This is a genomic window from Candidatus Acidianus copahuensis (genome assembly GCF_000632495.1).
Classification (GTDB): Archaea; Thermoproteota; Thermoprotei_A; order Sulfolobales; family Sulfolobaceae; genus Acidianus; species Acidianus copahuensis.
This window is the reverse complement of record NZ_JFZT01000019.1, coordinates 25391-48906: the sequence shown is the minus strand read 5'-3', so window position 1 is coordinate 48906 and position 23516 is coordinate 25391. Positions and strand designations below refer to the sequence as shown.

Sequence of the window (23516 nt, the reverse complement as noted above, 5' to 3'; positions counted from 1 at the left end):
TTTAGATGAAAGTTATAGAACCTGATCAAAAGACAAAAATTCACCTTAAGATAAACGGAAAGGATTACGAAACAGAGGTTGAACCAAGAAGACTTCTTGTTCATGTTTTAAGGGATCTGGGATTTACTGGTGTTCACATCGGATGCGATACAAGCAACTGTGGCGCGTGTACAATTATAATGAACGGAAAGTCAGTGAAATCATGTACAGTTCTAGGAGTTGAGGCCGATGGATCAGAAATCTTAACTATTGAAGGGCTAGCTAAGGATGGAAAACTTCATCCAATTCAGGAAGCTTTCTGGGAAAAACATGCACTTCAATGTGGTTATTGCACTCCAGGAATGATAATGGAATCACTTTGGTTCCTCTCACAAAATCCTAATCCGACAGAAGAAGAAATAAGAGAAGGAATATCAGGTAATCTATGTAGATGTACTGGTTATCAAAATATAGTTGAGGCAATTAAAGAAGCATCCACTAAGATGAAGGCAAATCCGAAATAGTGTCGATGTCCTTTACTACCTCTTCTCCAAGTTCAACTTTACATATTTTTTCCCTTTGCCTTAACACTACTTTAGCGCCTATATCACCCTCAATCTTCATTACATCAGGAAAAAGGCTTTTACTGAGAATAACTGGATTTCCCCACATCCCGCGATAAGTAGGCACTACCGCTTCGCATTCATTACTAAATTTTGATGTAATACTATTCACTGTTTCCCTTGTTATGAAAGGCATATCTCCTAAAGCTACTAACACACCATCGTAATCAAGGAAAAATCTAATTCCCAATTTTAGTGATGTGCTAATTCCTTCGCTCCATCTTGGGTTATATATAACTACATCATTTTTTATTACTTCAACGAGATCCTTTGCGTATTTACCTACAACTATAACTCTTTCCATATTCACTGCATCAAGAACATATTGTACGACTACCTTACCCTTTATGTTAGCTAGCAACTTATTACTTCCAAACCTTTTTCCTTCTCCTGCAGCTAAAATGACTGCGCCTATTTTCATCAAATATATTTTTGAGACATACTATAATGAATTATGAGATATCAGGGTTCAGTAGAAGTAAACTCCTCAAAAAAGGAAATAATGAGCTTAGTAAACAATTTTGAGGAAGTAGTTTATTGCTTTCCAGGGATAAAAAATGTGTCTAAGGAAGGGGATAGCTACAAAGTAGTTGGTTCAGCTGGTATTGGTTTTATAAAAGGAGAGTATAAGGCATCTCTAAAGTTCATTAATGTAACGGAAAACGGTTTTCAGATATCTGCTAAAGGAAACGGTATGAACAGCAATGTTGATGTGGAAGCTAAAGTTCAAGTAGAAGATAAGAAGATCTCGTATGACGCTGAAGTTAAAGTTTCAGGAGTACTCGCATCAGTAGGTGCTAGGCTTATGGAACCAGCTCTAAATAAGATGATAGGAGAATTATTTGAATGCATCAAGTCTAAGGTAGAGAAACATGTCTAAATTATCCGGTACTGAAAAAAATCCAGCTAACAAAGAAAAAGCTTTACAGTTCTTTAGTAATTATGTAAATCTTCTAAAGTGTACTCCAGGAATTGAGGAAATAAATGGAAAAAACTTTACAGTTCATGCAAGCATAGGACCTCTAAAGGTAGAACTTGAAGGAACAGTAAAGGAACATAGTATTGCCGATGATAATGTAATTAATAAAATGGAAATATTAGGACCTGGGATAAAAGTCAACCTTACAACAAACGTTAAAGTAGAAGAGAAGGAAATAAAATGGACAGCGGAATACGAGATTTCTGGTTCTTTATCGAAGGCTCTAGAAAAAACAATCTCGTCTCAAGCAGAGGATATCACAAAGAAAATAATATCATGCACTATTGCTGGAATCGATAGAGCTAACAATTCCTAGCCCTCTTGTTCTTCCTTCTCTGAATACGAATATTTGTCCATTTTCTATATATTCTGGTTTATATAGAAACCTCATCTCGACCTCTGAACTTTCTCCGGATCTAAGAAACTTATTTTGTATTCTCTCAAATCGTACAGCTTGTCTAATTGTATACATGTGGAGAGTAGCAACATAGCCTTCTCTTATTGTCGTGGGGTGATGAAGAACAATTACCTTTGCCTTAAACTCGTTCACTGCTTTAGGTTTTTTATCCTTAATCAATATCATACCTTTCCTAATTATCTCTTTCTGAACGCCTTGAACTGCAAAAGTAGCTATGCTCCCTTCCCTTACCTTATCGACGAAAACTCTATTTACCTGTATGCTCTTTACCCTTACCTGGATGAAATTACCGTCGTTTAATGGACCAAGGTAAACAATATCGTTCTCCTTCATTACTCCTCTTATTACGGAACCTAAAACAACAGGTCCCGTTCCTGTTACATTATAAACTTCATCAATGTAAACTAATGGTTCTCCGGATCTACCGTATGATTTTCTTGGAGGTAAAAGGTAAAGGAATCTAGTTAGAAGATCTACGTTCATCCCACTCACATTCGATATCTTAAATATAGGCACAACTCTCCCAGTTTTTAAGCCTAAAATTGCAGTGAGTAAATCGTTGTCGTCCTGAACCTCCATAACTAACCTGTTTATTCCTGGAATCTTCATAACGTTCTTAATATCTTCTTCAATTGCATTAATTTTTTCTTTAGGATATTTATCCACTTTTGTTATAACAATAAAAATAGGATATTTTAGAACTGATGCAACAGCTAAATGCTCTCTACCCATAATACTTAATCCGTCATCTCCTCCAACTACGAGCATAACATAATCTGTCTCATATCCCATCAAACCCTTAAGCGTGGTCCTTAAATACCTTTCATGTCCTCCCAAGTCTATTAATCTTAATACCTTGCTACTCCTTATCGTAACTTCCGCTTCATCCATAGGATCTCTACATTGATGATTGGTTATCTCTCCTTTGTCATTAAATCCCAAGATTCTCATTGTTATGGACGAAGTCCTACCACTTATTACTTCATGGAGATATCTAGCAATCATGGACCTGAGAGATCCATTACCATCATCTAACTTTCCTAGAATTAACGAACCAGTAACTGTACTTTTTCCCGCATTAACGTGACCCATCACAGCAAGATTAATTTCCAAGGGAACTTCAGCCTTATGAAGCCTAACTAGAACTTCGCCAACATATCTGGTTTTCTTTACTTCAACAACTCTTTTGTGAGCTATTACCGCATTTATCATAGATGCTATCTTCTCTAAAGACGTAATAGTATTGTTAAGAGACTGTATATCTAGGCCTATTACTTCCCCATCATCACTTACTCCAACAACGTATATTGCTTCTCCTCCGCCCTCCTCTAATCTAAATTTCATTTGAGAGGCTAATTCTTGAAGTCTCTGTTCTGTAACGTTTGATAAGATAAGTTTATATTCTATTTTCCCCACATCATTCTCTCGTGGATACTTCATTTCATCACTTTTTGAGTAAAATATTATCAATACTACCAAATAAGCTTTGGTTGAGAGTATGGAACCTAAACTAATTTTTGATCAAAGGCTAAAATGTCCGATTTGTGGGATGGACACCCTTCTAGCTAAGGACTACCTTTATGATGCTGGCGAGGTAGGAGAAATGGTTCTCTCCAACTGGGAGTGTGAAAATTGTCATTATAGATATAGAGATGTGAAGCCTTATGAACACTCTCATCCTAAAAGGCTCGAACTTTCTGTTGAAAATGAGGAGGATCTCAATATTATAGTATATAGATCTCCCTTTGGTAACCTGATAATTCCAGAGCTTAGTATTGAGGTGATTTCAAAAGATGTATCACAAGGAAGTTTTACTACAGTTGAAGGAATTCTAGATGAAATTCTAGAAAATCTAGGTTCTCTATGCGATAATGGAAGATGTCAAGATATTAAAAACGCTAAGGACGGAAAGAAAAAATTCACCTTAATTATAGAAGATACTTCAGGAACAAGCTTTATAAAAAGTAAAAAACAAAAATTACTCAACTTTTATCTCTTTCCCCTGAACTGCAGCCTTCTTCTTAAAGACTATTTCTAATACTCCGTTCTTATAATTCGCCTTTGCTGAACTCTCATCTACAGGTGAAGGAAGTTCAACTTCCTTATAGTACTTTTTGTCTCCTTGTTGAGCCGAGAGAACTATTACGTTATCGTTTACCTTAACTTTTATATTTTCCTTATCAACTCCAGGCATTTCTGCTATGAGTCTTACCTCTTCCCCTTTCTCAATTACATCTACAAGAGGTTCTCTTTCCTCTGATATTAATGGTCTATTCCCAGCCCTCTTTATATTTCCAAATTCTTCTACAACGGGCTTTCCATCTGGTCCAATAGTTACACTAAAGCCATACACATAAGGTCCATTCTTATCACCTTTCTGGGCTTCGCTTAGTAATCTCTTCTCAGTTTCCTCAAATTCTCTTTCTATTTCATTAATCCACTCATCAAAATAATCAAATATATCTGAATATTTCTTCTTCCCTGGCATACTTGATCGAAATATTATCTCCTAGCAAAAATTTAAAGTTTTATCTTGACTGACTTTATAAACTCTAGTTGGTCTTTTCTTGGACTAGCTCTATAAGAACTCCCATAGAACTCTTAGGATGGATGAAGGCAACTAAATGCCCTCTAGCGCCTTTTCTTGGTTCCTTATCTATTAGGACAATCCCTTTTGAGGATAATTCTTCTAACGATTTTCCAATATCTTCTACCTTAACTGCTAGGTGGTGCATCCCTTGCCCTTTCGTTTTCAAAAACTTGGCTACCGTATTATTTTGATCATCATGACTTATTGGTTCCATTAACTCTAAACTGGTCTTCTCGTCGTTTCCAGCCATAAAAGCAATTTTAAGACCTCTTTCTTGAAGGTTCTCCCTATGAACAAGCCTCATACCAAACTTCTCCGTGTAAAATTTTATTGCCTCGTCTAGGTTTTCTACGGCTATACCTATGTGGTCTATATTTTCTGTTTGCATATTAGAGATTATACCTTTTAACTTATAAATTTGATTAAAAAGCAAAGGTTATATACTGTTTAAACATAATGAAATACGGGTATTGCGATTGGATTTAGATGAAAAAATTAAGGAGTGGGATGAGAACGTTTACAATAAGTGGATTTCAAAGAGAAAGGAAAGAAAGGCAAAATTTGTTACCCCATCGGATATTGAAGTTAGACCACTATATACTCCATTAGATGTAAAGGATTTTGACAGTGTTGGATTCCCAGGAGAATATCCTTTTACTCGAGGAATTTATCCAAATATGTACAGAGGAAGAATATGGACTATCAGACAATACGCAGGTTTCGGTTCCTCAGAGGACACTAATAACCGATTTAGGAGGTTGCTTGAGGCAGGTCAAACCGGGCTAAGCATGGCTTTTGATTTACCAACACAGCTTGGTCTTGATCCTGACCAGGAGTTAGCGTATACTGAGGTTGGAGTAGTAGGAGTTTCTATGTTTCATTGGAAGGAAATGGATATTGTAATGAACTCTATTCCTTTAGATAAAGTAAGTACATCTATGACAATCAATGCAACTGCTCAAGAACTTTTATCAATGTATATAGCTACAGCCGAAAGTAGAGGCATTGATAAGAAAGTATTGGACGGTACAGTTCAAAATGATATCTTAAAAGAGTACATAGCGAGAAAGAACTACATCTATCCTCCTGAATCTTCTATGAGGTACGCAATAGATCTAATAGAATACTCTTACAAGAATGTGCCTAAATGGCACCCGATAAGTATAAGTGGTTATCACATAAGAGAAGCTGGAGCGGATGCTGTTCTTGAGGTTGCGTTTACTTTAGCTGATGGAATAGAGTATGTAAGAAAAACTGCAGAAAGAGGAATTCCAGTAGATGACTTTGCACCTACTCTTTCATTCTTCTTTGCAGGATATACAAACGTTTTTGAAGAAGTGGCAAAATTTAGGGCTGCTAGAAGAATGTGGGCTAAAATAATGAAGGAAATGTTTAACGCTAAAAAGGCTGATTCAATGAGTCTTAAGTTTCACACCCAAACAGGAGGAGCTGAACTAACAGCCCAACAGCCTGAAATAAACATAATCAGAACAACGCTACAAGCTCTAGCAGCTGTATTGGGAGGAACACAAAGTCTTCATGTTAATTCCTACGATGAAGCTCTAGCTTTACCCAGCGAGAAGGCTGCAAAAATAGCTATAAGAGTACAACAAATAATAGCACATGAGAGTGGAGTTACAGAGACAGTCGATCCACTAGGTGGTTCATACTATATAGAATGGCTAACTGACGAGATAGAGGAAAGAGCTTGGAAAGTGATAGATAGAATTGAAAGTATGGGAGGTATGATGAAGGCAATTGATAGGGGGTATCCTCAGGCAGAAATAGCTGAAAGCGCATATAGAATTCAAAAAAGAATAGAAGAAGGAGATATGGTGAAAATTGGAGTAAATATGTCCTACGAGCCTGACTGGATAGGTACAACTGAAGTATTTAGAGTTAATCCGAGTGTTAGGGAGAGAATAATACAGAGACTTAAATCATATAAAGAAAATAGAGATCAAATGAAAGTAAGGGATTCTCTCAATTCCCTTAGAAGAGCCGCTGAAGGAAATGAAAACTTACTACCATACGTTTTAGCTTCAATTAAATCTGGATCAACTGTTGGCGAGATAAGTGGAACGTTAAGGGAAGTTTGGGGAGAATATAGAGAAGCTATAATCTTTTAATTTAGCCTTTACCAGATTTCATCAGTTTGATAAATCTATCTTTATTTTGAACTGGAACGTCCTCGTTTTCCCTCACTATGTCCCACTTATCCCAAGGGAAAATTATCCACTTATTTACTTCCTTACTATAATAATCTGGAAATCTCTTAGACCACGGTTTAACATAAATTGTTGCAGTCTTAACTTTTATCGGACTAAACATAGTAACTACGTTAGTTACGGCTTCAAGGGTTTCTCCAGTATCAGAAACGTCATCGACTATCAGAACGTTCTTCCCTTCAAGGTCATTAGCGTAAATTGCTCTTATTACTGGCTTTGATTCTCTACTATTTACTCCTCTATAGAACTTTATATCTACGTATTTTAGATTCTTTACTCCGAGTATATCAGAGAAAAGCTTAGCTGGAATAACTCCGCCTGTAAGGATTGCTACGATTGCGTTGGGATAAAAACTTTCTGAAATTAATTTTTCAGCTATAGAAAATATATCATTTTCTATTTCATCCCATGATGGAATAAAGTACTCCGGCATTATATAATCACCAAAGGTATTTCAAACTCTTCTGAAAGTAATCCACCGTGATGACCTTTAAGCTTTCCGTAATCTCCTCCTTCCTTATAATCGTAGATGTAGGCTGTATTATCCTTAGGAACTGCCACAAAATCAGGAAGATCCGCATACCCCACTCCTCCTAGTAATCTAGGTAATTCCTCCTTTGTATAAACTTTTACATTATATTTATCTAACATATAGGTTTTCATATCATACCTGCTCCTAAGGAATAACGCTCTAGAATCACCATAAGGAGGAACCTCTACCATGGACATGAACTGCTGATCGCTCTTAATATCAACATTACTTCCTACCTCAACATGACCATGATCCGCTGTTATTACGGTTGTAGCTTGATTAGAGAATCTTTTAGCAGTGTTATAGATGGATTCAAAGATAACCTTTGCAGCATTTAGAGTTGGCTCTGCATAAGGTCCATATTTATGGGCTAAGGAGTCGATATCAGACAGGTAAAGATAAATAAAGTTGTAGTCCGAATTCAAAGCTTGAGAAAAAAGGTATAGAGCGTCCCATAGATCCACAAAAGTTTTTGTTTCAGTTGTCTTACCATGTGTTGCCTTGCTAAACTCGGTGTTTTCCAATCCTCTTGGAATTATTTCCATAGATTTAACTCCATTAACCTCAGAAAGGTAGCTCTTTACCCCAGGAAAAACCGAAGAAAAACTCATTGAGTCTTGTAAAGAGTCCCTATCACTCACTGCGGGATGAGTGAACTTTAGCGTATTTATTATCCCTCCAGCTTTTTTAACGAAAGTGTTGTATCCTAGGACTCCATGTTCCCCAGGTGTTAATGCCGTAAAGAGAGTAGTTATTACTGTTGAAGTAGTTGATGGGAAAACTGTTTGTATTTTTTCAGCCTCTTCTTTAGTAGATCCGGAACTCTCCATTATATTCCAGCCAAATCCATCTAACAGAACTAAAGCTAATTTCTTAGTTTTTGGAATTTCTATTCTACTTGCACATTTTCTTTCGACGCCTAGGAATTCTGCAATTCCACATGCTAGGGAGTATATATTCCTTCCGTAGTTAGGTTCTTCAATGAACATAGTGAATAATCTTTAAATTCCAGTTATAAAACGATTGGTATGCCAATAACTCAAGTTCTGACAATCTTTGCGTATACAGCTATAGGTATATCCATATTAGGAGGAATTCTATCCATAATTATATGGCTTGGGAGGAAATAATTGATGTTTGATGTAATAGTTATAGGTGGAGGCCATAATGGTTTAGTATCAGCCTCTTATTTGGCAATGAATGGATTAAAAGTTTTAGTCTTAGAGAAAAGAGAAGTAGTAGGAGGAGCTTCCGTTACAGAAGAGCTTTGGCCTGGAATAAAGGTATCTACAGGAGCTTATGTGTTAAGCCTATTAAGGGAAAAAATAATTCGAGATTTAAGGCTTAGGGATTTTGGCCTAAAGGTTTACCTAAAGGATCCTGGTTTGTTTCTTCCTACAGGCAGAGGAAAGGGATTATTCTTTTGGTCTGATGTTAAGAAAACTCAAAAGGAAATAGAAAAGTTCTCGAAGGTTGACGCCAAAAACTATGAAAAATGGCTAAAATTATGGGATCCAATGTATCAGTTAGCTGACCTCTTTATGCTTTCAGAGCCTCCCAGAATCTCTGAAGTTGATCAGTTACTTCAGTTAATGAAAGGAGTTTCAATTGATGAAGAAGCTCTCTCGGAGCTTAGTAGAGCTTTTCTCACCGACGGAAGATCTATGCTTGATAACTACTTTGAATCAGATGAAGTAAAATCTGCTCTAGTCGAAGATTCCGTGGTCGGAACTTATGCATCTCCTAGCTCTCCTGGTACTGCTTATGTATTAGCACATCATATCTTAGGAGAAGTTAATGGGGTAAAAGGATCTTGGGGGTACGTAGAAGGGGGTATGGGAGGAGTAACTGTTGCAATGAGGAGATCGGCTGAAGCATTAGGAGTAAAAGTTATAACCTCGGCAGAGGTCGACGAGATCCTAGTTAGAAGAGGAAAGACCTATGGTGTAAAATTGACGGATGGAAAAATTTTTGAAAGCAATATAGTTTTGTCTAACGCTGATCCTAAAACCACATTCCTTAAGTTTCTTAGAAATGCGGAAGTAGATAGTGAGTTAATCAGGAAAATTTCCTCTCTAAAGTCTAAGGGCGTGTCGTTCAAGATTGTCGGCTATTCATCATCCCTTCCAGACTTCGGTTGGGGAACTAGTTTAAGACCAGAGCATATAGCTTCAGAGTTAATAATGCCAAATATGGACTATATAGAAAAAGCATATACTGACGCCAAAGTGCTAGGTTATTCAAGAGAACCTTGGCTTTCAATTAACATACAATCTTCAGTCGATCCTACTGTAGCTCCTAAAGGAAAATTTTCTATTTCAATTTTTGGTCAGTATTTGCCATATACTAGAAAATTAGATGATATAAAGGATAAAATAGCCGAAATAACATTTGAAAAAATAAGGGAATTTGCCCCAAACTTTAAACTGGAAAAATATGAAGTCTTAACTCCTCTTGATATAGAAAGAAGATTTGGAATTTGGGAAGGTAATATATTTCATCTAGATATGACGCCGGACCAGATTTACCTGTTTAGACCTACTTACTCTATGAGCAATTATAGAACTCCAATAAAAGGACTTTATCTTTGTGGATCAGGTACTCATCCGGGTGGAGGAGTCACTGGAGCACCTGGATATAATGCAGCTATGAGAGTAATAAGTGACTTAAGGGTTGAAAGTTAATATTTTGAATTTCTATGATTTTTACTCAAGTTAAAATATATTCTAAGATATTTTGGAAGGGTAATTTAATAACTTGATAACCAAAGGTTTTAATTAAGATATTTGATCCATATGAAAATTTGTTAGCAAATTGCAGAATGATTTAAATAATGTTTTTCAAATTAAATCTTATCTTCATTATACATTTCGGGTATTTTTAATCGTTCATACGTTAATGCTTTAAAAAATTGTTTTCATACCTTTAAATACGTGAAACGCAAATAATAAATCGTTAGAAATGAGCGAGTACTTGTTAACACTCATTATACTTTTTATATCTCTTTCAGCGATAGGGATCTTACTTATGGGTTTATTTAAAAGATTTACTACCAACTTTATGACTAGTGACAAAGCATCACAATTACAGTTGAAAAACTCAAAGAAAAAAGAAGAAGATGATAGAAAGATTAGTTGGCGCGATATTGGAGGATATGAAGACGTTAAGAAGGAGATAGGCGAATATATTGAATTTCCTCTCAAGAATAGGGGTATTGCACTAAAGTATGGTCTTAAACCCCCTAAAGGTATACTTCTTTTCGGTCCTCCAGGTTGTGGAAAGACTCTTATGATGAGGGCTTTAGCAAGTGACGCAAAATTAAACTTCATATACGTAAATGTGAGCGATATAATGAGTAAGTGGTATGGTGAAAGTGAGGCTAGATTAAGAGAACTATTTGCAAACGCAAGAAAAAATGCGCCTTGTATACTATTCTTTGACGAGATAGATACTATTGGGACCAAAAGAGAAAGTCATTCAGGAGATTCAGTAACTCCTAGATTATTATCATTAATGTTATCAGAAATAGATGGTCTTCATAGCGACGAAGGAATAATAATTGTAGGCTCAACTAACGTTCCACAGCTCTTAGATAAGGCTCTTTTAAGGGCTGGAAGATTTGATAAACTAATTTACATAGGTCCTCCAAATAAGGAGGCTAGAAAGGAAATACTTAAGATTCATTGTAGTGGAAAGCCTCTAGCTGACGATGTTAGCCTAGATAAAATAGCCGATATAACGGAAAGATATAGTGGGGCTGACTTGGCCAATATTTGTCAAGAAGTTGCCAGAAAAGCTGCAGTAGAAGCATCTGAAAGTGGACAGGAAAGAAAGATAACAATGAAGGATTTCACAGACATTATACAGAAATATAAGCCTAGTATAAGCTTGCAGATGCTTGAGGATTTTGAAAAGTTTAGACTAGACTTTGAAAGGAGATCAAGAAAAGGAGATGACATAGAGTCTGAAATTGGAGATAAGATCACGTTAAATGACATAGGAGGATATGAAAGCGTTAAAACAGAGCTAAAGGAACTTCTTGAGCTGCAACTAAAACATTCTGACCTTATGGAAAAAATGAGAGTTACTCCAATAAGGGGAATATTACTATATGGACCACCAGGTGTAGGAAAGACAATGATGGCTAAAGCTTTAGCTAAAACTCTTGACGTAAAGTTAATCTCCTTGAGTGTTGCAGAAATAATGTATAAAGGATACGAAGGTGCTGTTTCAATTCTGAAGGAAGTTTTCAATAGGGCTAGGGAAAACAAACCGTCCATAGTGCTCCTTGATGAATTAGATGCTATAGCGTCCAAAAGGTCTGATAGACATGGATCGGATGCATCAAAAGTAGTTAATCAACTTCTCACGGAAATGGATGGAATAAGGAACTTAAAGGAAGTAGTTGTTATTGGAACGACCAACAGAATAAGTGTAATAGACTCAGCCTTGCTAAGACCTGGAAGGTTTGATATAGTTGTTCATATGTCTTTACCAAATGCCGAGGAAAGATTAGATATACTTGAAAAATATTTAGGTAATGATGTATGTGAAAGAGTGAGTTGTCAAGATATAGCACAAAAAACTGAGGGGTATACTGGGGCTGATCTTGCAGCATTAACTAGGGAAGCTAAAATAACAGTTCTGAAGGAGGTAATTAAGGGAAATACAGATAGAACTTTAACTACTCAGGACCTAGTTGAGGCTCTAGAGAAAGTTAAACCTTCTACCAAGAAATCTAAGAGGAAAGTTGGGATATCAAAGCTGGATCCGAAGAAAGCATAACGTTACCTACTTTTTCTACGTCAGAAATGCTTACGTTCAACCTTTTTCCTTTTATATCTACTGTATCTATACCTAGTCTACTACAGAAATTACTTGATGCCGCAATATCCACATTCCTTAATTTTCCCTTTATATCAAAATAAAACAAGGCTTTACCTGTACAGACTAGAACCATGTCCAGAGATGCAGAACCGAGTGTTCTAATCTTGAAACCACCCTTAATTTTGGAGAAAATTTTGGTTGCATCGTCCATACTTTCCTTATCATAATACGCCAAAACTATCCTAGATTTCACTTCTTCTTTTCTTTCGACTAATTTTTCATTAAGATATGATGATTTCTCATCATAAGAGTAAATTCTATCCCTAAAAATCTCAGCAATAACTCCAGAAATTGAATTCAAAAAATCTTTTTCGTCTTTTCTAAAAACGGCTATTGAAACAGACGACCAGGGGATACCCGATATAAAGTTACTACTTCCATCTAACGGATCTATAACTACAACATAATCATAATTTCCCTTGAATACTCTTCCTGACTCTTCTGAGACAAAGGAAAATGAAAATCCACTGTGTTCTAGCAAGTCGAATATATACTCTTCTGATAACTTATCTACAACTCGAGTGGTGTCCTGATCATGATACCCTATTACTTTATCTACTCCTTTCTTTTCCCACATTTCTCTAACGTATTTTGATGCCTCTATTCCTACTTTTACTATAGTTTCTCTCAATTCGTTTTCCCCTGTCTTTCATTTAGAAAAGTGTACGCACTCCTCGCTGCAACTGATCCTTGCGCAACGGCAGTTATTATTTGTCTAAATCCAAGCCAGGTAGAAGTGCAATCACCTGCAGCAAATACACCTTCAGTACTAGTTCTCATCCATTCGTCTACCTTTATATATCCGTTACTATCAGTTTCTATACCGTTAACCTTTGCAAACTCTACAGGAGGCTCAAATCCTATTTCGATAAATATTCCATTAACATTTAATGTTTTCTCCTCTCCAGTCTTAAGATTCTTTACTTTAACAGCCTTAACTAGCTTTTCACCAATTATTTCAGTTACTGTTGAATTAAGTATAAACTCTACATTCTTCTTCTGCTTAACTATCTCTACGTAGTAAGGTTGTCCTTTAAATACATCCCTTCTGTGAACTAAGTAAACCTTTGTTGCATATCTTGAGAGAAGTTCTGCTCCTTCAAGCGCTGAATCTCCTCCTCCTACTATTACGACCTCTCTATTCTTAAAGAGAGGTGCATCGCATACAGAACAGTAAGATACTCCTCTTCCAGTAAATTGATCCTCTCCTGGAACATTTAATTTCCTTCTTTTAACCCCAACAGCTACTATAATAGTTTTGGACTTGAATTCACCCTTTCTCTTAGTCTTTACCACGAACAAATCTCCGTGCTTTTCATACTTTTCAACTGTATCTAGAATTACAGGAAGGTTATACTCTTCAATATGAGAGTTAAATATTCTAATCATGTCTTGAGCGTTTACCTTTATTAACCCGAGGTAATCATCAACTTCTCCTGCTTCTGTCAGTTGACCTCCTGGCGTTTCTCCTATTACAAGGGCTTTCATAACATATCTGCCGGCATAAAGAGCTGCAGAGTAAGCTGCTGGGCCTAATCCTATTATTATTACGTCAAAAATTTCATTAGGATCGACTTTAGCAGATTTGGGTAATAGACTCATACTATTGATTTTATGTTAAAAGGATATAAAGGTTGATTCACTTTTTTCAATAAAAAGAAGAACTGCCAGTGGTTTATGAGAAAATAAATATTACTTTCGGCTGTTAATGGCTTTTTGTGGCAATTTTACTAATCACGGGAAGATTAGCAGCTCCGATTGTTAACGAAGTGGTTAAAAACGTTCCAGACGTTTACGTTAAGGTTTTAGATTACCCAGTAGCAGCCCTTATGAGCGTAAAGTATATCCTTGAAAATCTAAAAAAGGATAATTTAACTGGAATAGAGACCATTATTTTACCCGGTCTAGTTTTTGGGGATTCAAACATAATAGAGAGAGAACTAGGCATAAAAACTATCAAAGGAACTGAAAACGCATGGGATATCCCCCTTGTTCTTGAAGGCATTAAAAATGGAATAAACTTCTCTACTTCTCTTCCAGCCGACGTAATACTTCAAGGAGAAAAAACAAAAAGAATGATGGAGGAACTAAAGACTATAGAAGAGAATCAAATAGTAGCATTTGAAAGCGGAATAAAAATTCCTCTTAGACCCCCACCATTCAAAATATTTCTCGAATTAGATCCAAAATGGGGACCGAATATGATTGAAAACATTGTTGAGAGAACGAGAGGAAATGTTGATGTATATGTTTTAGGATTCCCAGTTGGACATGATAACATTGACGAAGTGAAGTCAAGGATTAAGATGATAAGGGATCTTGGAGTTATAGTTGGAATTGACAGTGAATCCACTAAGGAATTAATAGAAGGAGTAAAAGCTGGGGCTGACTTTGTATTCAATGCTAATGAGATAAACTATCAAAAATTAGTAGAAGTAAAAAATGCGGGTCTAATAGTGGCTCCTTTTTCTGTCAAGGACAGATCAGAAATAACAATAGGCTTAGCAAAGAAGATGAGAGAAATGGGATTTGAGAAAATAATTGTTGATCCAGTGCTTTCTCCTCCTCTTCAAGGGCTAGTTAGTAGTATTGTGGATTTTTCAAAAGTGAGGAATGCATTACCGGATTTCCCCATGATGATGGGTACTCTTAACGTTACAGAATTAATAGATGCTGACAGTCATGGAATCAACGCATTGCTCCTTGCAATTGCTGGAGAATTGGGTATTTCTTCGGTACTTACAATGGAAAAGGGGAAAACAAGATGGAGTTCCTGGGAGTTGAAAGAGGCATCTAAAATGGTGGGAATTTCGATCTTAGAAAAGAGACCTCCAAAGGATGTAGGAATAGATCTTCTATTATTGAAAGATAAGAAAAAGGTAATAGAAAAATTACAAGTAGATGCTATAAATGTTGGCCATAACGAGCCTAACATGGATTCCGGATTTGCAAAGATCTATAAAACAGAGAAAGAAATAATTCTCTCCTTTTATGGGAAGGATAAATTAGCGCTAAAAGGAAAGGAAGCACTATCTGTGGGCAGAGAACTGGTTAGAAGGATCAAGATTACACCAGAGCATGCCCTTTACTTAGGTTATGAGTTAGCTAAAGCTGAAATTGCAAGAGACCTAGATAAGAATTACCTACAGGACAAACCATTATTTAGGAGGATTAATGATGAGAATAGCGGTACCTAAGGTTATATTTTATGAGTTAAGTGATTATACGATAGCTATACCTACTTTACCTCTAATACAAGAAGGGGAAGTAGTTAAAAAAATATCAACAATGAAAATAAGCTCCTGTGACGATAAATTACAATGTTATCCTTCTATATTGGGAGGAATTTTTATTTTCAGGAAAAGAATACCTATTGCACGGTATGAATTTAATGGATTTCTATGTGCTGAACAAAGAAAGGGAGAAGAAGAAAACATAAACCAGTTAATATCTTCTTTATCTAAAGAAGAAGAGTGTTGCTTCTCAAGCCAGAGTTCTACCTTTTGTCTTAGGAAAAAGAAAGAGAATAACTGTTACCTAATAGACAATATTGGAATGCGTTTCATAGTTTAATTTTTAATAGAATGCTTTAAAAATATCACTTAGAGGTAATAAATTACAAATATTTTTTATAACAACGCTACATTACTTCTAAAAATATAGGAAGAGGAATAAAGATCAAAAATGTGAAAATGAAGGAAAAGATTACTCTCTTTCTTTTCTATTTCAGCTACGAAATGATGTTTTACAAAAATGGAGGAAAGTCAGAAGATCCTAGATAGCCTACGTATTTCTCTCTTTCTACTCTTAAATTCTGCTTCTGGAGGATCCACCTATCATGCCTTAAAGGACGTAATTTGGTGTGATGAGATAGTATAACTGCTTCTCGTAACCCCACTCCAAGCGGAATGCACTTAATAGAGTGAGAACGTCACGGATATTCGATTACTGCATAACTATACTTTCCTTCATATATCTTTAAATAAATCTTCATTCCTATCTTCTCATGAAGATTTTTAGCTATCTCTAAACCTATAAACTCAGCCGTGGGGAAAGGAGCGTCTATGCTAATTATCTCATTCTTGAAGGGGGCGTCTATTCTTATTTTATCTAAATCTTTTTTGGGTACAATGAACTTATGATCCCATTTTTTAGCTACCTCCTCTACGCTTTTCTTTAATAAGTTGAAGTCAACAACGAAACCAGTATTTGTGTTTATATCTCCTTCTACTTCAACATTTACAACGTAAGTATGCCCATGTAGTTGAGAGTCTTGTGGTGATGAGAGAGTGTAGTGAGCTGAGTCAATAACTATTCCTTCTATACCTACTCTAACTTTCATTCAAACTTCTCCTCAGGTTCTTATCATAATGAGTCCATAAGGATTCACTTAAATGTTTTATCTCATCACATAGCGATACTATATTGGGGTCATTTCTAGTACTCTCTATTCTTCTAACAATTCTAGATATCGAGCTGAAATTTCCCTGAGCAATTATCTTGTCCCTAAACCTTAACTTCTCTCCTATAACCATTTCACCTCCTTCCTCTATTATGTAATAGATAGAATAAGCCAAACTATTGATATCTACTTCAGCATCTGAAAACTGATCCTTTAAAATCTGAACAAGGGTATCCACTTGCACGTCGATAAGACTCATCAGACTATCAATGACTTCTACTTGAGATCTGAAGTTCTCATTGTTAAGTAGATCCTTAAACTTTGAACTAGCTATGTAAGCTGAACCACACGGTATTGGTATATTAAGTAATTTTACGTAACAAGTCGGTCTAGATTTGAGAAAATCTTCCTTAACTTCCACAACTTTAATTATGTAATAACTTTTATTAAAGGGTGATATTGTTGCTCGATATTATAGATAATATAATGGAAGATATTCTAGACTGGTATCAAGAAAAAGTTAAGGGTTTTCTTATTTATTTAGAGAAGGAAAAGGCATATCTATTGATAGTTTTAGATAACGTAGATATGATATCCTTCGTAGCGAGAGGAGAGATTTGGAACTTCTTTTTAGAGAGAACAACTAGAACAGCCGAGTTTAGGAACTTTGTTAAGCAAAAAAAGAGAGGACCTGAAATTTTTGGCGTAATTCTCTCGCCAAATGAAATCGCTTATCATATACCTATTACTGTTCTGATGTTAAATAATGGATATATCCTATTTGATCCAGAAAAAATTCTAGAAAAAGAGAAGAGTAAGTTCAATGTTCACATAAAGGAGTATAAAGAGGGAAAAATTATTGATTTTGCAAAGGTAAAGAAAGGAGAGGTGGTTGATGTTTGAACAACAGTTCCCTAGCTTCGGAATTTATGTTAAGAGCTACTAGAACTCTTAAGGAAGCGTCCAACGCATTTAATGAGGGAGATCTGTTTTATACGGGAAAAAGAGTTCTAGAAACTATTGAGAATTTATCTACTGTAATTCTAACAATTTATGGTATATATTCAGTTAGCGGAAATCCTATAACACAATTGGACTATCTATTGGAAACTAGAGATCTTCAAGATAATGTAAAGATGACAATTAGGGATCTACAGAAACTATATAATTCTCTCGTTAGTATTAATATAATAGATGAATCTTCATTAAAGTCTCCTAGCGTGCTTGCAAGACATAATGATATGAAGGTAGCATTGGATGAACTTTCAAAACTGTTTGAAAGAGTGGAGGGAATATTTGACGACTTCCATGGTTGACCTTGATTCCTTTACATGCGGTTCCGATCCTATTGAGGCAGTAATGTATCTTAAGAATAATAATGTATTATTTGTAATTTCACTTAATAATCCTTATTATAACGAAATAACTAAACTTTTTACTATCGAAATAAAGAAAAAGGAGGGAGATAGAATATACTTCAGAACGATAAATGGTTAGCTTTTTATTCTAAAGTAAGAGAATGGCTTAGATATTCAGAAGAAATGGACTACAAATCTGCGGTTTTGCTTAACTCAATTATTAAGGAAGATTATTCGTATAGCCTTGAGGAGATTAAAGGAAAAAAAGTCGCAATAGTTGGTGCTGGACCAAGCTTACAATACTTAAAGGATATAGATGCGGATCTTATAATTGCAGCTGATGGTGCGTCGAATTACTTGAAGACAATTGGTATAATTCCTGATATAGTTGTTACTGATCTAGATGGTATAACCAAGCCCATGGACTCCCTCTATGTCGTATTAGCTCACGGAGATAATATTAGCCTTCTCAGGAAAGTGTATGAAATGAAGAGAGTTATTGGAACTACTCAAGTTAGGCCATTCGGTAAGCTTAAGCTTTATGGTGGATTTACTGATGGAGATAGATCTGTTATTTTGGCTAAACTTTTCCAAGCCTCTAAAATATTACTTTATTCTATGGATTTTGATTCTAATATGATTGGAAGATTTTCAAAACCGTATTTTACCTCGAATATCCCTATTTCATGGATAAAAGCACAAAAACTTAAAATAGCAAAGCAGATCGTTGATGAGGTTTTCCAGCAAGATTTATAATCTTTATATCTTTCTAATAATCGGTGCCTCTAGGGATGAGTATTCTTAGTTGGTAAGGTAAGAGTTTTAGATACAACCTTAAGAGATGGAGAACAAGCTCCAGGAATTGATTTTACATTAGATCAGAAAATAACTATTGCAAGACAACTAGCAAAGTTAGGAGTAGATGTTATTGAAGCCGGTTTTCCAGCCTCTTCTGATGGTGAATTTCAGGCTACAAAAAAGATCCTGGATGAAGTGGGAGATCAAGTTGAGGTTTTAGGTTTAGCTAGGGCAAATAGACGTGATATAGAAAGAGGTATAGATGCCGGCCTGTCAAGTATACATGTGTTTATAGCAACGTCAGAAATTCATATGAAATATAAGCTAAAGATGAGTAGAGAGGAAGTCCTTAACACTATCTACGAAAATGTAAGCTACGCTAAATCTCACGGTCTTACGGTTGAATTTAGTCCTGAAGATGCTACAAGAAGTGAAGAGGACTTTCTAATGACTGCCGTTAGAACTGCAATAGATGCGGGCGCAGATAGAATTAACGTTCCTGATACTGTTGGGGTCATGACACCATTCACATTCTATGATTTAATAAAGAAATTAACTACGGTTACAAAAGATAAAACAATAAGCGTTCATTGTCATAATGATTTTGGCTTAGCAACTGCTAATTCCATTGCGGGTGTAGCAGCAGGAGCAAGGCAAGTTCACGTAACTGTTAATGGTATAGGAGAGAGGGCAGGCAATGCGTCTTTAGAAGAAGTTGTTATGGCTCTGAAAAAGCTTATGGGATATGAAGTAAACATTAAACCTTGGTTACTTTATGAGACAAGCAAACTAGTATCCGAACTTTCTGGAATTCCTGTTCCATACTTTAAAGCTATAGTAGGTGAGAACGCGTTTGGGCATGAAGCCGGAATACATGTACACGGCGTTATAGAGAATCCACTCACATATGAACCTATGTCTCCAGAAGAAGTTGGAAACTTTAGAAGATTAGCTTTAGGAAAGCATAGTGGAATACATGGACTTAGAAGAGTCTTGAAAGATCAAGGAATTGAGATTAACGATGAAGGAAAACTAAAGGAATTATTAAGAGAAATTAAAAAGAGAGCAGATACTGGAGAAAAAATAACTCCTGAATTGGCTAAGAGCTTAGCTCTAAAGCTTATGAATAACTAAGCTATTTTTTAAATATGATTAACTACTTCGGTCATTCCATGGTTTCAATAAATGATGAAATAGTGATAGATCCTCATGATGGAGGAAGTATTGGACTTAAAAGACCTGAAATCTCGTCCTGTAACTTAATCTTAATGACGCATAACCACTATGATCATAATGCTTATGAGTTAATTGAGCATAAAGAAGCTAAACTATCCTTTTATGGCAACTTTGAGTACTTAGGATATAAAATCTCTGGATATAAGGCTTATCATGATAAAGTAAAAGGAAAAAGAAGAGGAGAAACAGCTATATATAAAGTATCTTGGAATAACCACGTTCTTGTTCACTTGGGCGATATAGGAGAGTTCCCAAAAGAAAATATTATGAAGGAGATCTCAAATCCTGATATCCTTTTTTTGCCTATAGGTGGGCTAATTACAATTAATAGTGAGGAAGCGATAAGTCTAGCAAAGGATCTTGAACCTAAAGCCATAATTCCAATTCATTATTGGGTTAAAGGATCTTTATTGCCTCTTGATCCACCTGATCAATTCCTTAGCAAGATAGGACAAAAAATTATAGAAGTTAAAAAATCTTTAGATGAAAATAACTTAGAGAAAGCGGTATATTTCATTACAGCCTAATCTTCTGTACTTTAGCTACTGGAACGGTCTCCTTATTTATTTCATCTTTAACTAGGTTCTCTATAGCTTTCCTTATAGCTTCTGATCTATTTAACCCATATCTTATAGCGTATCTATCTAGGAGTTCTAACAAATCTTCTTCCGCCTTGAATGTTATTACTCTCATCATACACCTAATACATATATTCTCTTATCTATGGTTTAAGTATTTTCTGGAGCGATAAGACTCTCTTCCTATCACAAGAGGAATACCATAAGAGGAAGACTAATATACCACTTCAACCTATATTTTTATTGAGAGGAAAATACAGTGCCAACTATTCACTTATCTATACCAGAGTGGATGTATGACGAATTGAAAAGGAAGGCTGAAGATATGGGAATACAGGTTACCGACTTAGTAAAGTTTTATATAAAGGAAGGAATAGAAGGAGAAACAAAATCTCAGCAAAAGGACTCTACGCAAGTAGAAGAAAGTATTACATTCCTAGAAGCTAAAGTTGCACAACTAGATGCTCTTCTAGGGGAAGTTATGAAAAGGTTGAAGGAAGAGGACGAGGAGGACGAAGAAGTAGAAATAAAAGAGAGTTAGATGATTATCATTTAAGGACCTATGTGATAATATCCTCGTGTCCCGAGGATTAAGTGATCATAGGTGGGTCCCAATTCTTCTTCTTATGATGTGACAGGGACGTCCTGAATCGTGAGGAAACTGAAAAAGCTGACAAAAAGAAATAACTTAATTTACATAGAAATTAACGTTACAGTTCTTATAATAGATGGATTCCTTCTTATTTGATTTATAGTCTTGTTTAACTCATCTAATGCTTTAGCTTCAACTTCTACAACCACATCATATTCTCCATATACAGCTGTAGAATCCTTTACTCCATCTATCTTCTTTACGTCATTTACTACATCCATTTCCTTCCCTATTGATGTTATAAGAAGGATATAGGCTTTTACATTCGCCATGATAATATAAAAATCAGACTTAGATTAAAATTTTACTTTAGTAACAGTCTTTCTGAATCGAGGAATTTTGATGATAGTAATAACAACAGGATTGCCACTCCTAACGTTCCAAGCAAAGAGAATATGGATTCTTGTATCAAGCCAAATACATAGAACATAATGGACGCTACCAACTGAACATATGGAATACCTAGAATTGAAACAAGAGGAAAAGACAGGTCACCAAAATTTAAGAATAATGATGAGAAAGAGGCAAGCATTCCGAAAGTAGTTATAATAAAGTTTACTATTTGTATATTCCTAACTGATCCGCCTAAAATTAAGAGAATAAACATGCTTAAAGATGCCGTAAGTAAAATCATTACCATATATACTGCGATTATTATTCCAGCGAAGGTTAAAGAAAAGGTAACGCTTTCTCCAACAATATAGGGTGCAAATAATGAGAAGATAACTAATCCAGCTAAATCACCTATGGAAGATATAATACCGAGTAACATAGAAATTGCAAGCTTCGAACCAAGGAATGACCTTGCAGATATAGGTGAAGCTAATAATGACTCCAACGTTCTTCTTTCCTTTTCACCCATAATGCTATCAGTAACAAAAAATATGACAGGAGTAGATGCAGGAAATAGAATTATAGCTACGATCCTAGCTAACTGAGCAAATTGATTTTCTGAAGCTGAAGCCTTACCCCCAGTAGGTAACTTATATAGCAAAGACACAACAATTGGATCCCTTACTATTGAAGGTGATATATTTATGTCAGACCTGTTAGCTAAATATTGTATCCTATGAATTGAAACGTTATACAAGATGTTATATAACCCATTCTCAACTAAGGATAAAGCGTTAGAGCTAGATGAAATCACATATGATATATAAACAACGGCCGTCCTATTTATTGATGTTATATTCTCATAAAATCCTTTAGGGAATATTATCTGAACATCGCTAGGAACAGAGGAATTTGTATACACTATTCCTCCATTGCTTTTGATATATTTTTCCAAGTTAATTACGTATGGTTCATTGAGCGGGCTATTATTTATAATATCAACAGTGGGGGGTTGTGAGACAGTCGCAGCAAATATAATTATCCCAATTAAAGGTAATAGCAACAGTGGAAGAACTACAGAACCTAGGACGAGTTTTTTATCTCTCTTGATATCTATCCATTCCTTTCTAAGAAGGTTTAGGATCACTTTCCCTCACCTGTAAGAAGTAGAAATGCTTCCTCTAAATTTCTCACATCCATTTCCCTTATTATATCTGAAGGCTTTCCAAACCTTAGAGCCTTCCCTTTATCTAAGAGAAGAATATAATCACATAAATATTCCACTTCAAGCATATTATGAGAAGAAAGAATTATTGTAGTCTCATTTTTCATAGAACTTATAGTATTTCTAACCATCACGGCTGACTCGACGTCAAGGGATGACGTTGGTTCGTCCAAAATAGCTATTTTTGGGGAAACCATAAGAGTCCTAGCTATTATTAGCCTTCTTTTCATTCCTCTGCTATACTCTGAGGTTTTATCGTATATTCTATCCCCAAGATCTGCTATCTTAATTCCTCTTTCTACGAACTCTCTAGCTTGCTTATGAGATTTCGCATATATATTGGCATAAAATTCTAGGTTTTCTATTCCGGTTAGCCTATCATATGGGAAAGAGTCTTCTGGCATGTATGAAATATAACCTTGTTTTCTAGCTTCATCGGGTGTAAGATCTAAAATTTTTACATCTCCATCGTAATGTCTGATAATACCTGAAAGAATTCTCAGCGTTGTAGTTTTCCCAGCTCCGTTTGGCCCTATAATGCCAAAGACCTTATTCCTTTCCGCAGAAAAAGTAAGCCCTTCAATAATGCTTCTATTACCAAAGGATTTCCTTAAGCCAGTAACATTAACTATGGTGTTGTCATTAATCATACCATGATTGATATTTGATTGAATATAATATATTTCTTCCTTATAACA

General features: G+C 35.6%; 29 protein-coding genes and 1 pseudogene. 16 read left to right on the top strand and 14 right to left on the bottom strand.

Annotation, left to right across the window (positions count from 1 at the left end; all coding sequences use genetic code 11):
- Window positions 1-5 precede the first annotated feature (5 nt).
- Window positions 6-503, top strand: a complete 498-nt coding sequence (cutC, locus tag CM19_RS02865; protein WP_048098940.1) for a glyceraldehyde dehydrogenase subunit gamma — start codon at window positions 6-8, stop codon at window positions 501-503.
- Here cutC and CM19_RS02860 read toward each other — a convergent pair.
- Window positions 478-1023: a nucleotidyltransferase family protein gene (locus CM19_RS02860; protein ID WP_048098939.1), complete on the bottom strand. Its 546-nt coding sequence runs from the start codon at window positions 1021-1023 to the stop codon at window positions 478-480. The genes cutC and CM19_RS02860 overlap by 26 nt on opposite strands.
- Window positions 1024-1056: 33 nt before the next feature.
- Between CM19_RS02860 and CM19_RS02855 the strand changes: the two genes are divergently transcribed.
- Complete coding sequence (locus CM19_RS02855) at window positions 1057-1482, top strand: SRPBCC domain-containing protein (protein WP_048098938.1); 426 nt, start codon at window positions 1057-1059, stop codon at window positions 1480-1482.
- The gene (locus CM19_RS02850; RefSeq protein WP_048098937.1) at window positions 1475-1897 is read left to right on the top strand and encodes an SRPBCC domain-containing protein; all 423 of its coding nucleotides are present in this window, start codon (window positions 1475-1477) and stop codon (window positions 1895-1897) included. Before CM19_RS02855 ends, CM19_RS02850 begins: the two co-directional genes overlap by 8 nt.
- On the opposite strand, the gene CM19_RS02845 is transcribed toward CM19_RS02850, so the two are convergent.
- Window positions 1856-3439: a GTP-binding protein gene (locus CM19_RS02845; protein ID WP_048099000.1), complete on the bottom strand. Its 1584-nt coding sequence runs from the start codon at window positions 3437-3439 to the stop codon at window positions 1856-1858. The two genes, CM19_RS02850 and CM19_RS02845, sit on opposite strands and share 42 nt — an antisense overlap.
- 58 nt (window positions 3440-3497) lie before the next feature.
- Between CM19_RS02845 and CM19_RS02840 the strand changes: the two genes are divergently transcribed.
- Entirely contained in the window at window positions 3498-4037 is a 540-nt protein-coding gene (locus tag CM19_RS02840; RefSeq protein ID WP_048098936.1) for a ZPR1 zinc finger domain-containing protein, read from the top strand.
- Here the strand turns inward: CM19_RS02840 and hsp20 are convergent.
- Both hsp20 and mce read right to left on the bottom strand, forming a co-directional pair.
- On the bottom strand, window positions 3978-4487 hold the full coding sequence (hsp20, locus tag CM19_RS02835) for an archaeal heat shock protein Hsp20 (RefSeq protein WP_048098935.1): 510 nt from the start codon (window positions 4485-4487) through the stop codon (window positions 3978-3980). The two genes, CM19_RS02840 and hsp20, sit on opposite strands and share 60 nt — an antisense overlap.
- Window positions 4488-4551: 64 nt before the next feature.
- A complete protein-coding gene (mce, locus tag CM19_RS02830) occupies window positions 4552-4977 on the bottom strand; it encodes a methylmalonyl-CoA epimerase (protein ID WP_048098934.1) in 426 nt (141 codons plus the stop codon).
- Between the two features lie 88 nt (window positions 4978-5065).
- Between mce and CM19_RS02825 the strand changes: the two genes are divergently transcribed.
- Window positions 5066-6718: an acyl-CoA mutase large subunit family protein gene (locus CM19_RS02825; RefSeq protein ID WP_048098933.1), complete on the top strand. Its 1653-nt coding sequence runs from the start codon at window positions 5066-5068 to the stop codon at window positions 6716-6718.
- 1 nt (window position 6719) lies between these two features.
- On the opposite strand, the gene CM19_RS02820 is transcribed toward CM19_RS02825, so the two are convergent.
- A complete protein-coding gene (locus CM19_RS02820) occupies window positions 6720-7250 on the bottom strand; it encodes a phosphoribosyltransferase (protein WP_048098932.1) in 531 nt (176 codons plus the stop codon).
- Window positions 7250-8338 carry an alkaline phosphatase family protein gene (locus CM19_RS02815; protein ID WP_048098931.1) on the bottom strand — a complete coding sequence of 363 codons (1089 nt, stop codon included), beginning with the start codon at window positions 8336-8338 and terminating at the stop codon, window positions 7250-7252. Before CM19_RS02815 ends, CM19_RS02820 begins: the two co-directional genes overlap by 1 nt.
- Before the next feature lie 144 nt (window positions 8339-8482).
- On the opposite strand from CM19_RS02815, the gene CM19_RS02810 reads away from it, so the two are divergent.
- Entirely contained in the window at window positions 8483-10033 is a 1551-nt protein-coding gene (locus CM19_RS02810; RefSeq protein WP_048098930.1) for a phytoene desaturase family protein, read from the top strand.
- A gap of 277 nt (window positions 10034-10310) precedes the next feature.
- Window positions 10311-12134, top strand: coding sequence for an AAA family ATPase (locus CM19_RS02805; RefSeq protein ID WP_048098929.1), 1824 nt, complete (start codon window positions 10311-10313; stop codon window positions 12132-12134).
- On the opposite strand, the gene CM19_RS02800 is transcribed toward CM19_RS02805, so the two are convergent.
- Together CM19_RS02800 and trxB are read right to left on the bottom strand one after the other, a co-directional pair.
- Window positions 12088-12867: an inositol monophosphatase family protein gene (locus CM19_RS02800; RefSeq protein ID WP_052349426.1), complete on the bottom strand. Its 780-nt coding sequence runs from the start codon at window positions 12865-12867 to the stop codon at window positions 12088-12090. The genes CM19_RS02805 and CM19_RS02800 overlap by 47 nt on opposite strands.
- Window positions 12864-13838 (bottom strand): thioredoxin-disulfide reductase, encoded by a 975-nt coding sequence (gene trxB / locus CM19_RS02795; protein ID WP_048098928.1) that lies wholly within the window; start codon window positions 13836-13838, stop codon window positions 12864-12866. The genes CM19_RS02800 and trxB overlap by 4 nt, the downstream gene beginning before the upstream one ends.
- A gap of 116 nt (window positions 13839-13954) precedes the next feature.
- Here trxB and CM19_RS02790 point away from each other — a divergent pair, with 116 nt between their 5' ends.
- Together CM19_RS02790 and CM19_RS02785 are read left to right on the top strand one after the other, a co-directional pair.
- Entirely contained in the window at window positions 13955-15433 is a 1479-nt protein-coding gene (locus CM19_RS02790; RefSeq protein ID WP_048098927.1) for a dihydropteroate synthase-like protein, read from the top strand.
- Complete coding sequence (locus tag CM19_RS02785) at window positions 15411-15809, top strand: hypothetical protein (RefSeq protein ID WP_052349425.1); 399 nt, start codon at window positions 15411-15413, stop codon at window positions 15807-15809. The genes CM19_RS02790 and CM19_RS02785 overlap by 23 nt, the downstream gene beginning before the upstream one ends.
- A 358-nt stretch (window positions 15810-16167) precedes the next feature.
- On the opposite strand, the gene CM19_RS02780 is transcribed toward CM19_RS02785, so the two are convergent.
- Window positions 16168-16578, bottom strand: coding sequence for a 6-pyruvoyl trahydropterin synthase family protein (locus CM19_RS02780; RefSeq protein WP_048098926.1), 411 nt, complete (start codon window positions 16576-16578; stop codon window positions 16168-16170).
- Window positions 16568-17059, bottom strand: coding sequence for a hypothetical protein (locus tag CM19_RS02775; RefSeq protein WP_081801192.1), 492 nt, complete (start codon window positions 17057-17059; stop codon window positions 16568-16570). The genes CM19_RS02780 and CM19_RS02775 overlap by 11 nt, the downstream gene beginning before the upstream one ends.
- Window positions 17060-17100: 41 nt before the next feature.
- Here CM19_RS02775 and CM19_RS02770 point away from each other — a divergent pair, with 41 nt between their 5' ends.
- The 6 genes and pseudogenes from CM19_RS02770 to CM19_RS02745 all read left to right on the top strand — a co-directional run bounded on the left by CM19_RS02770 (window position 17101) and on the right by CM19_RS02745 (window position 20557).
- Window positions 17101-17541 (top strand): hypothetical protein, encoded by a 441-nt coding sequence (locus CM19_RS02770; RefSeq protein WP_150111361.1) that lies wholly within the window; start codon window positions 17101-17103, stop codon window positions 17539-17541.
- Window positions 17538-17954 (top strand): hypothetical protein, encoded by a 417-nt coding sequence (locus tag CM19_RS02765; protein WP_048098923.1) that lies wholly within the window; start codon window positions 17538-17540, stop codon window positions 17952-17954. The genes CM19_RS02770 and CM19_RS02765 overlap by 4 nt, the downstream gene beginning before the upstream one ends.
- Window positions 17935-18135: a hypothetical protein gene (locus CM19_RS02760; RefSeq protein ID WP_081801191.1), complete on the top strand. Its 201-nt coding sequence runs from the start codon at window positions 17935-17937 to the stop codon at window positions 18133-18135. The genes CM19_RS02765 and CM19_RS02760 overlap by 20 nt, the downstream gene beginning before the upstream one ends.
- Before the next feature lie 44 nt (window positions 18136-18179).
- The gene (locus CM19_RS02755; RefSeq protein ID WP_048098921.1) at window positions 18180-18752 is read left to right on the top strand and encodes a 6-hydroxymethylpterin diphosphokinase MptE-like protein; all 573 of its coding nucleotides are present in this window, start codon (window positions 18180-18182) and stop codon (window positions 18750-18752) included.
- 69 nt (window positions 18753-18821) lie between these two features.
- A pseudogene (locus tag CM19_RS02750) lies at window positions 18822-19928 on the top strand (isopropylmalate synthase); the annotation flags it as partial.
- Between the two features lie 14 nt (window positions 19929-19942).
- Complete coding sequence (locus CM19_RS02745) at window positions 19943-20557, top strand: MBL fold metallo-hydrolase (protein WP_048098919.1); 615 nt, start codon at window positions 19943-19945, stop codon at window positions 20555-20557.
- On the opposite strand, the gene CM19_RS02740 is transcribed toward CM19_RS02745, so the two are convergent.
- Window positions 20547-20723, bottom strand: a complete 177-nt coding sequence (locus CM19_RS02740) for an aCcr1 family cell cycle regulator (protein WP_048098997.1) — start codon at window positions 20721-20723, stop codon at window positions 20547-20549. The two genes, CM19_RS02745 and CM19_RS02740, sit on opposite strands and share 11 nt — an antisense overlap.
- Window positions 20724-20867: 144 nt before the next feature.
- Here CM19_RS02740 and CM19_RS02735 point away from each other — a divergent pair, with 144 nt between their 5' ends.
- A complete protein-coding gene (locus tag CM19_RS02735; protein WP_048098918.1) occupies window positions 20868-21149 on the top strand; it encodes a hypothetical protein in 282 nt (93 codons plus the stop codon).
- Between the two features lie 152 nt (window positions 21150-21301).
- Here CM19_RS02735 and CM19_RS02730 read toward each other — a convergent pair whose 3' ends face one another.
- The 3 genes from CM19_RS02730 to CM19_RS02720 are packed head-to-tail and all read right to left on the bottom strand — an operon-like array spanning window position 21302 to window position 23468.
- The gene (locus CM19_RS02730) at window positions 21302-21532 is read right to left on the bottom strand and encodes an Lrp/AsnC ligand binding domain-containing protein (protein WP_048098917.1); all 231 of its coding nucleotides are present in this window, start codon (window positions 21530-21532) and stop codon (window positions 21302-21304) included.
- 32 nt (window positions 21533-21564) lie between these two features.
- Complete coding sequence (locus tag CM19_RS02725; protein WP_048098916.1) at window positions 21565-22740, bottom strand: ABC transporter permease; 1176 nt, start codon at window positions 22738-22740, stop codon at window positions 21565-21567.
- Window positions 22737-23468: an ABC transporter ATP-binding protein gene (locus tag CM19_RS02720; RefSeq protein ID WP_048098915.1), complete on the bottom strand. Its 732-nt coding sequence runs from the start codon at window positions 23466-23468 to the stop codon at window positions 22737-22739. The genes CM19_RS02725 and CM19_RS02720 overlap by 4 nt, the downstream gene beginning before the upstream one ends.
- Window positions 23469-23516: the final 48 nt, after the last annotated feature.

Coding starts and splice junctions, on each gene's coding strand:
- cutC (WP_048098940.1), top strand. CDS start 6: ATGAAAGTTATAGAACCTGATCAAAAGACAAAAATTCACCTTAAGATA.
- CM19_RS02860 (WP_048098939.1), bottom strand. CDS start 1,023: ATGAAAATAGGCGCAGTCATTTTAGCTGCAGGAGAAGGAAAAAGGTTT.
- CM19_RS02855 (WP_048098938.1), top strand. CDS start 1,057: ATGAGATATCAGGGTTCAGTAGAAGTAAACTCCTCAAAAAAGGAAATA.
- CM19_RS02850 (WP_048098937.1), top strand. CDS start 1,475: ATGTCTAAATTATCCGGTACTGAAAAAAATCCAGCTAACAAAGAAAAA.
- CM19_RS02845 (WP_048099000.1), bottom strand. CDS start 3,439: ATGAAGTATCCACGAGAGAATGATGTGGGGAAAATAGAATATAAACTT.
- CM19_RS02840 (WP_048098936.1), top strand. CDS start 3,498: ATGGAACCTAAACTAATTTTTGATCAAAGGCTAAAATGTCCGATTTGT.
- hsp20 (WP_048098935.1), bottom strand. CDS start 4,487: ATGCCAGGGAAGAAGAAATATTCAGATATATTTGATTATTTTGATGAG.
- mce (WP_048098934.1), bottom strand. CDS start 4,977: ATGCAAACAGAAAATATAGACCACATAGGTATAGCCGTAGAAAACCTA.
- CM19_RS02820 (WP_048098932.1), bottom strand. CDS start 7,250: ATGCCGGAGTACTTTATTCCATCATGGGATGAAATAGAAAATGATATA.
- CM19_RS02815 (WP_048098931.1), bottom strand. CDS start 8,338: ATGTTCATTGAAGAACCTAACTACGGAAGGAATATATACTCCCTAGCA.
- CM19_RS02810 (WP_048098930.1), top strand. CDS start 8,483: ATGTTTGATGTAATAGTTATAGGTGGAGGCCATAATGGTTTAGTATCA.
- CM19_RS02805 (WP_048098929.1), top strand. CDS start 10,311: ATGAGCGAGTACTTGTTAACACTCATTATACTTTTTATATCTCTTTCA.
- trxB (WP_048098928.1), bottom strand. CDS start 13,838: ATGAGTCTATTACCCAAATCTGCTAAAGTCGATCCTAATGAAATTTTT.
- CM19_RS02785 (WP_052349425.1), top strand. CDS start 15,411: ATGATGAGAATAGCGGTACCTAAGGTTATATTTTATGAGTTAAGTGAT.
- CM19_RS02780 (WP_048098926.1), bottom strand. CDS start 16,578: ATGAAAGTTAGAGTAGGTATAGAAGGAATAGTTATTGACTCAGCTCAC.
- CM19_RS02755 (WP_048098921.1), top strand. CDS start 18,180: ATGGACTACAAATCTGCGGTTTTGCTTAACTCAATTATTAAGGAAGAT.
- CM19_RS02745 (WP_048098919.1), top strand. CDS start 19,943: ATGATTAACTACTTCGGTCATTCCATGGTTTCAATAAATGATGAAATA.
- CM19_RS02740 (WP_048098997.1), bottom strand. CDS start 20,723: ATGAGAGTAATAACATTCAAGGCGGAAGAAGATTTGTTAGAACTCCTA.
- CM19_RS02730 (WP_048098917.1), bottom strand. CDS start 21,532: ATGGCGAATGTAAAAGCCTATATCCTTCTTATAACATCAATAGGGAAG.
- CM19_RS02720 (WP_048098915.1), bottom strand. CDS start 23,468: ATGATTAATGACAACACCATAGTTAATGTTACTGGCTTAAGGAAATCC.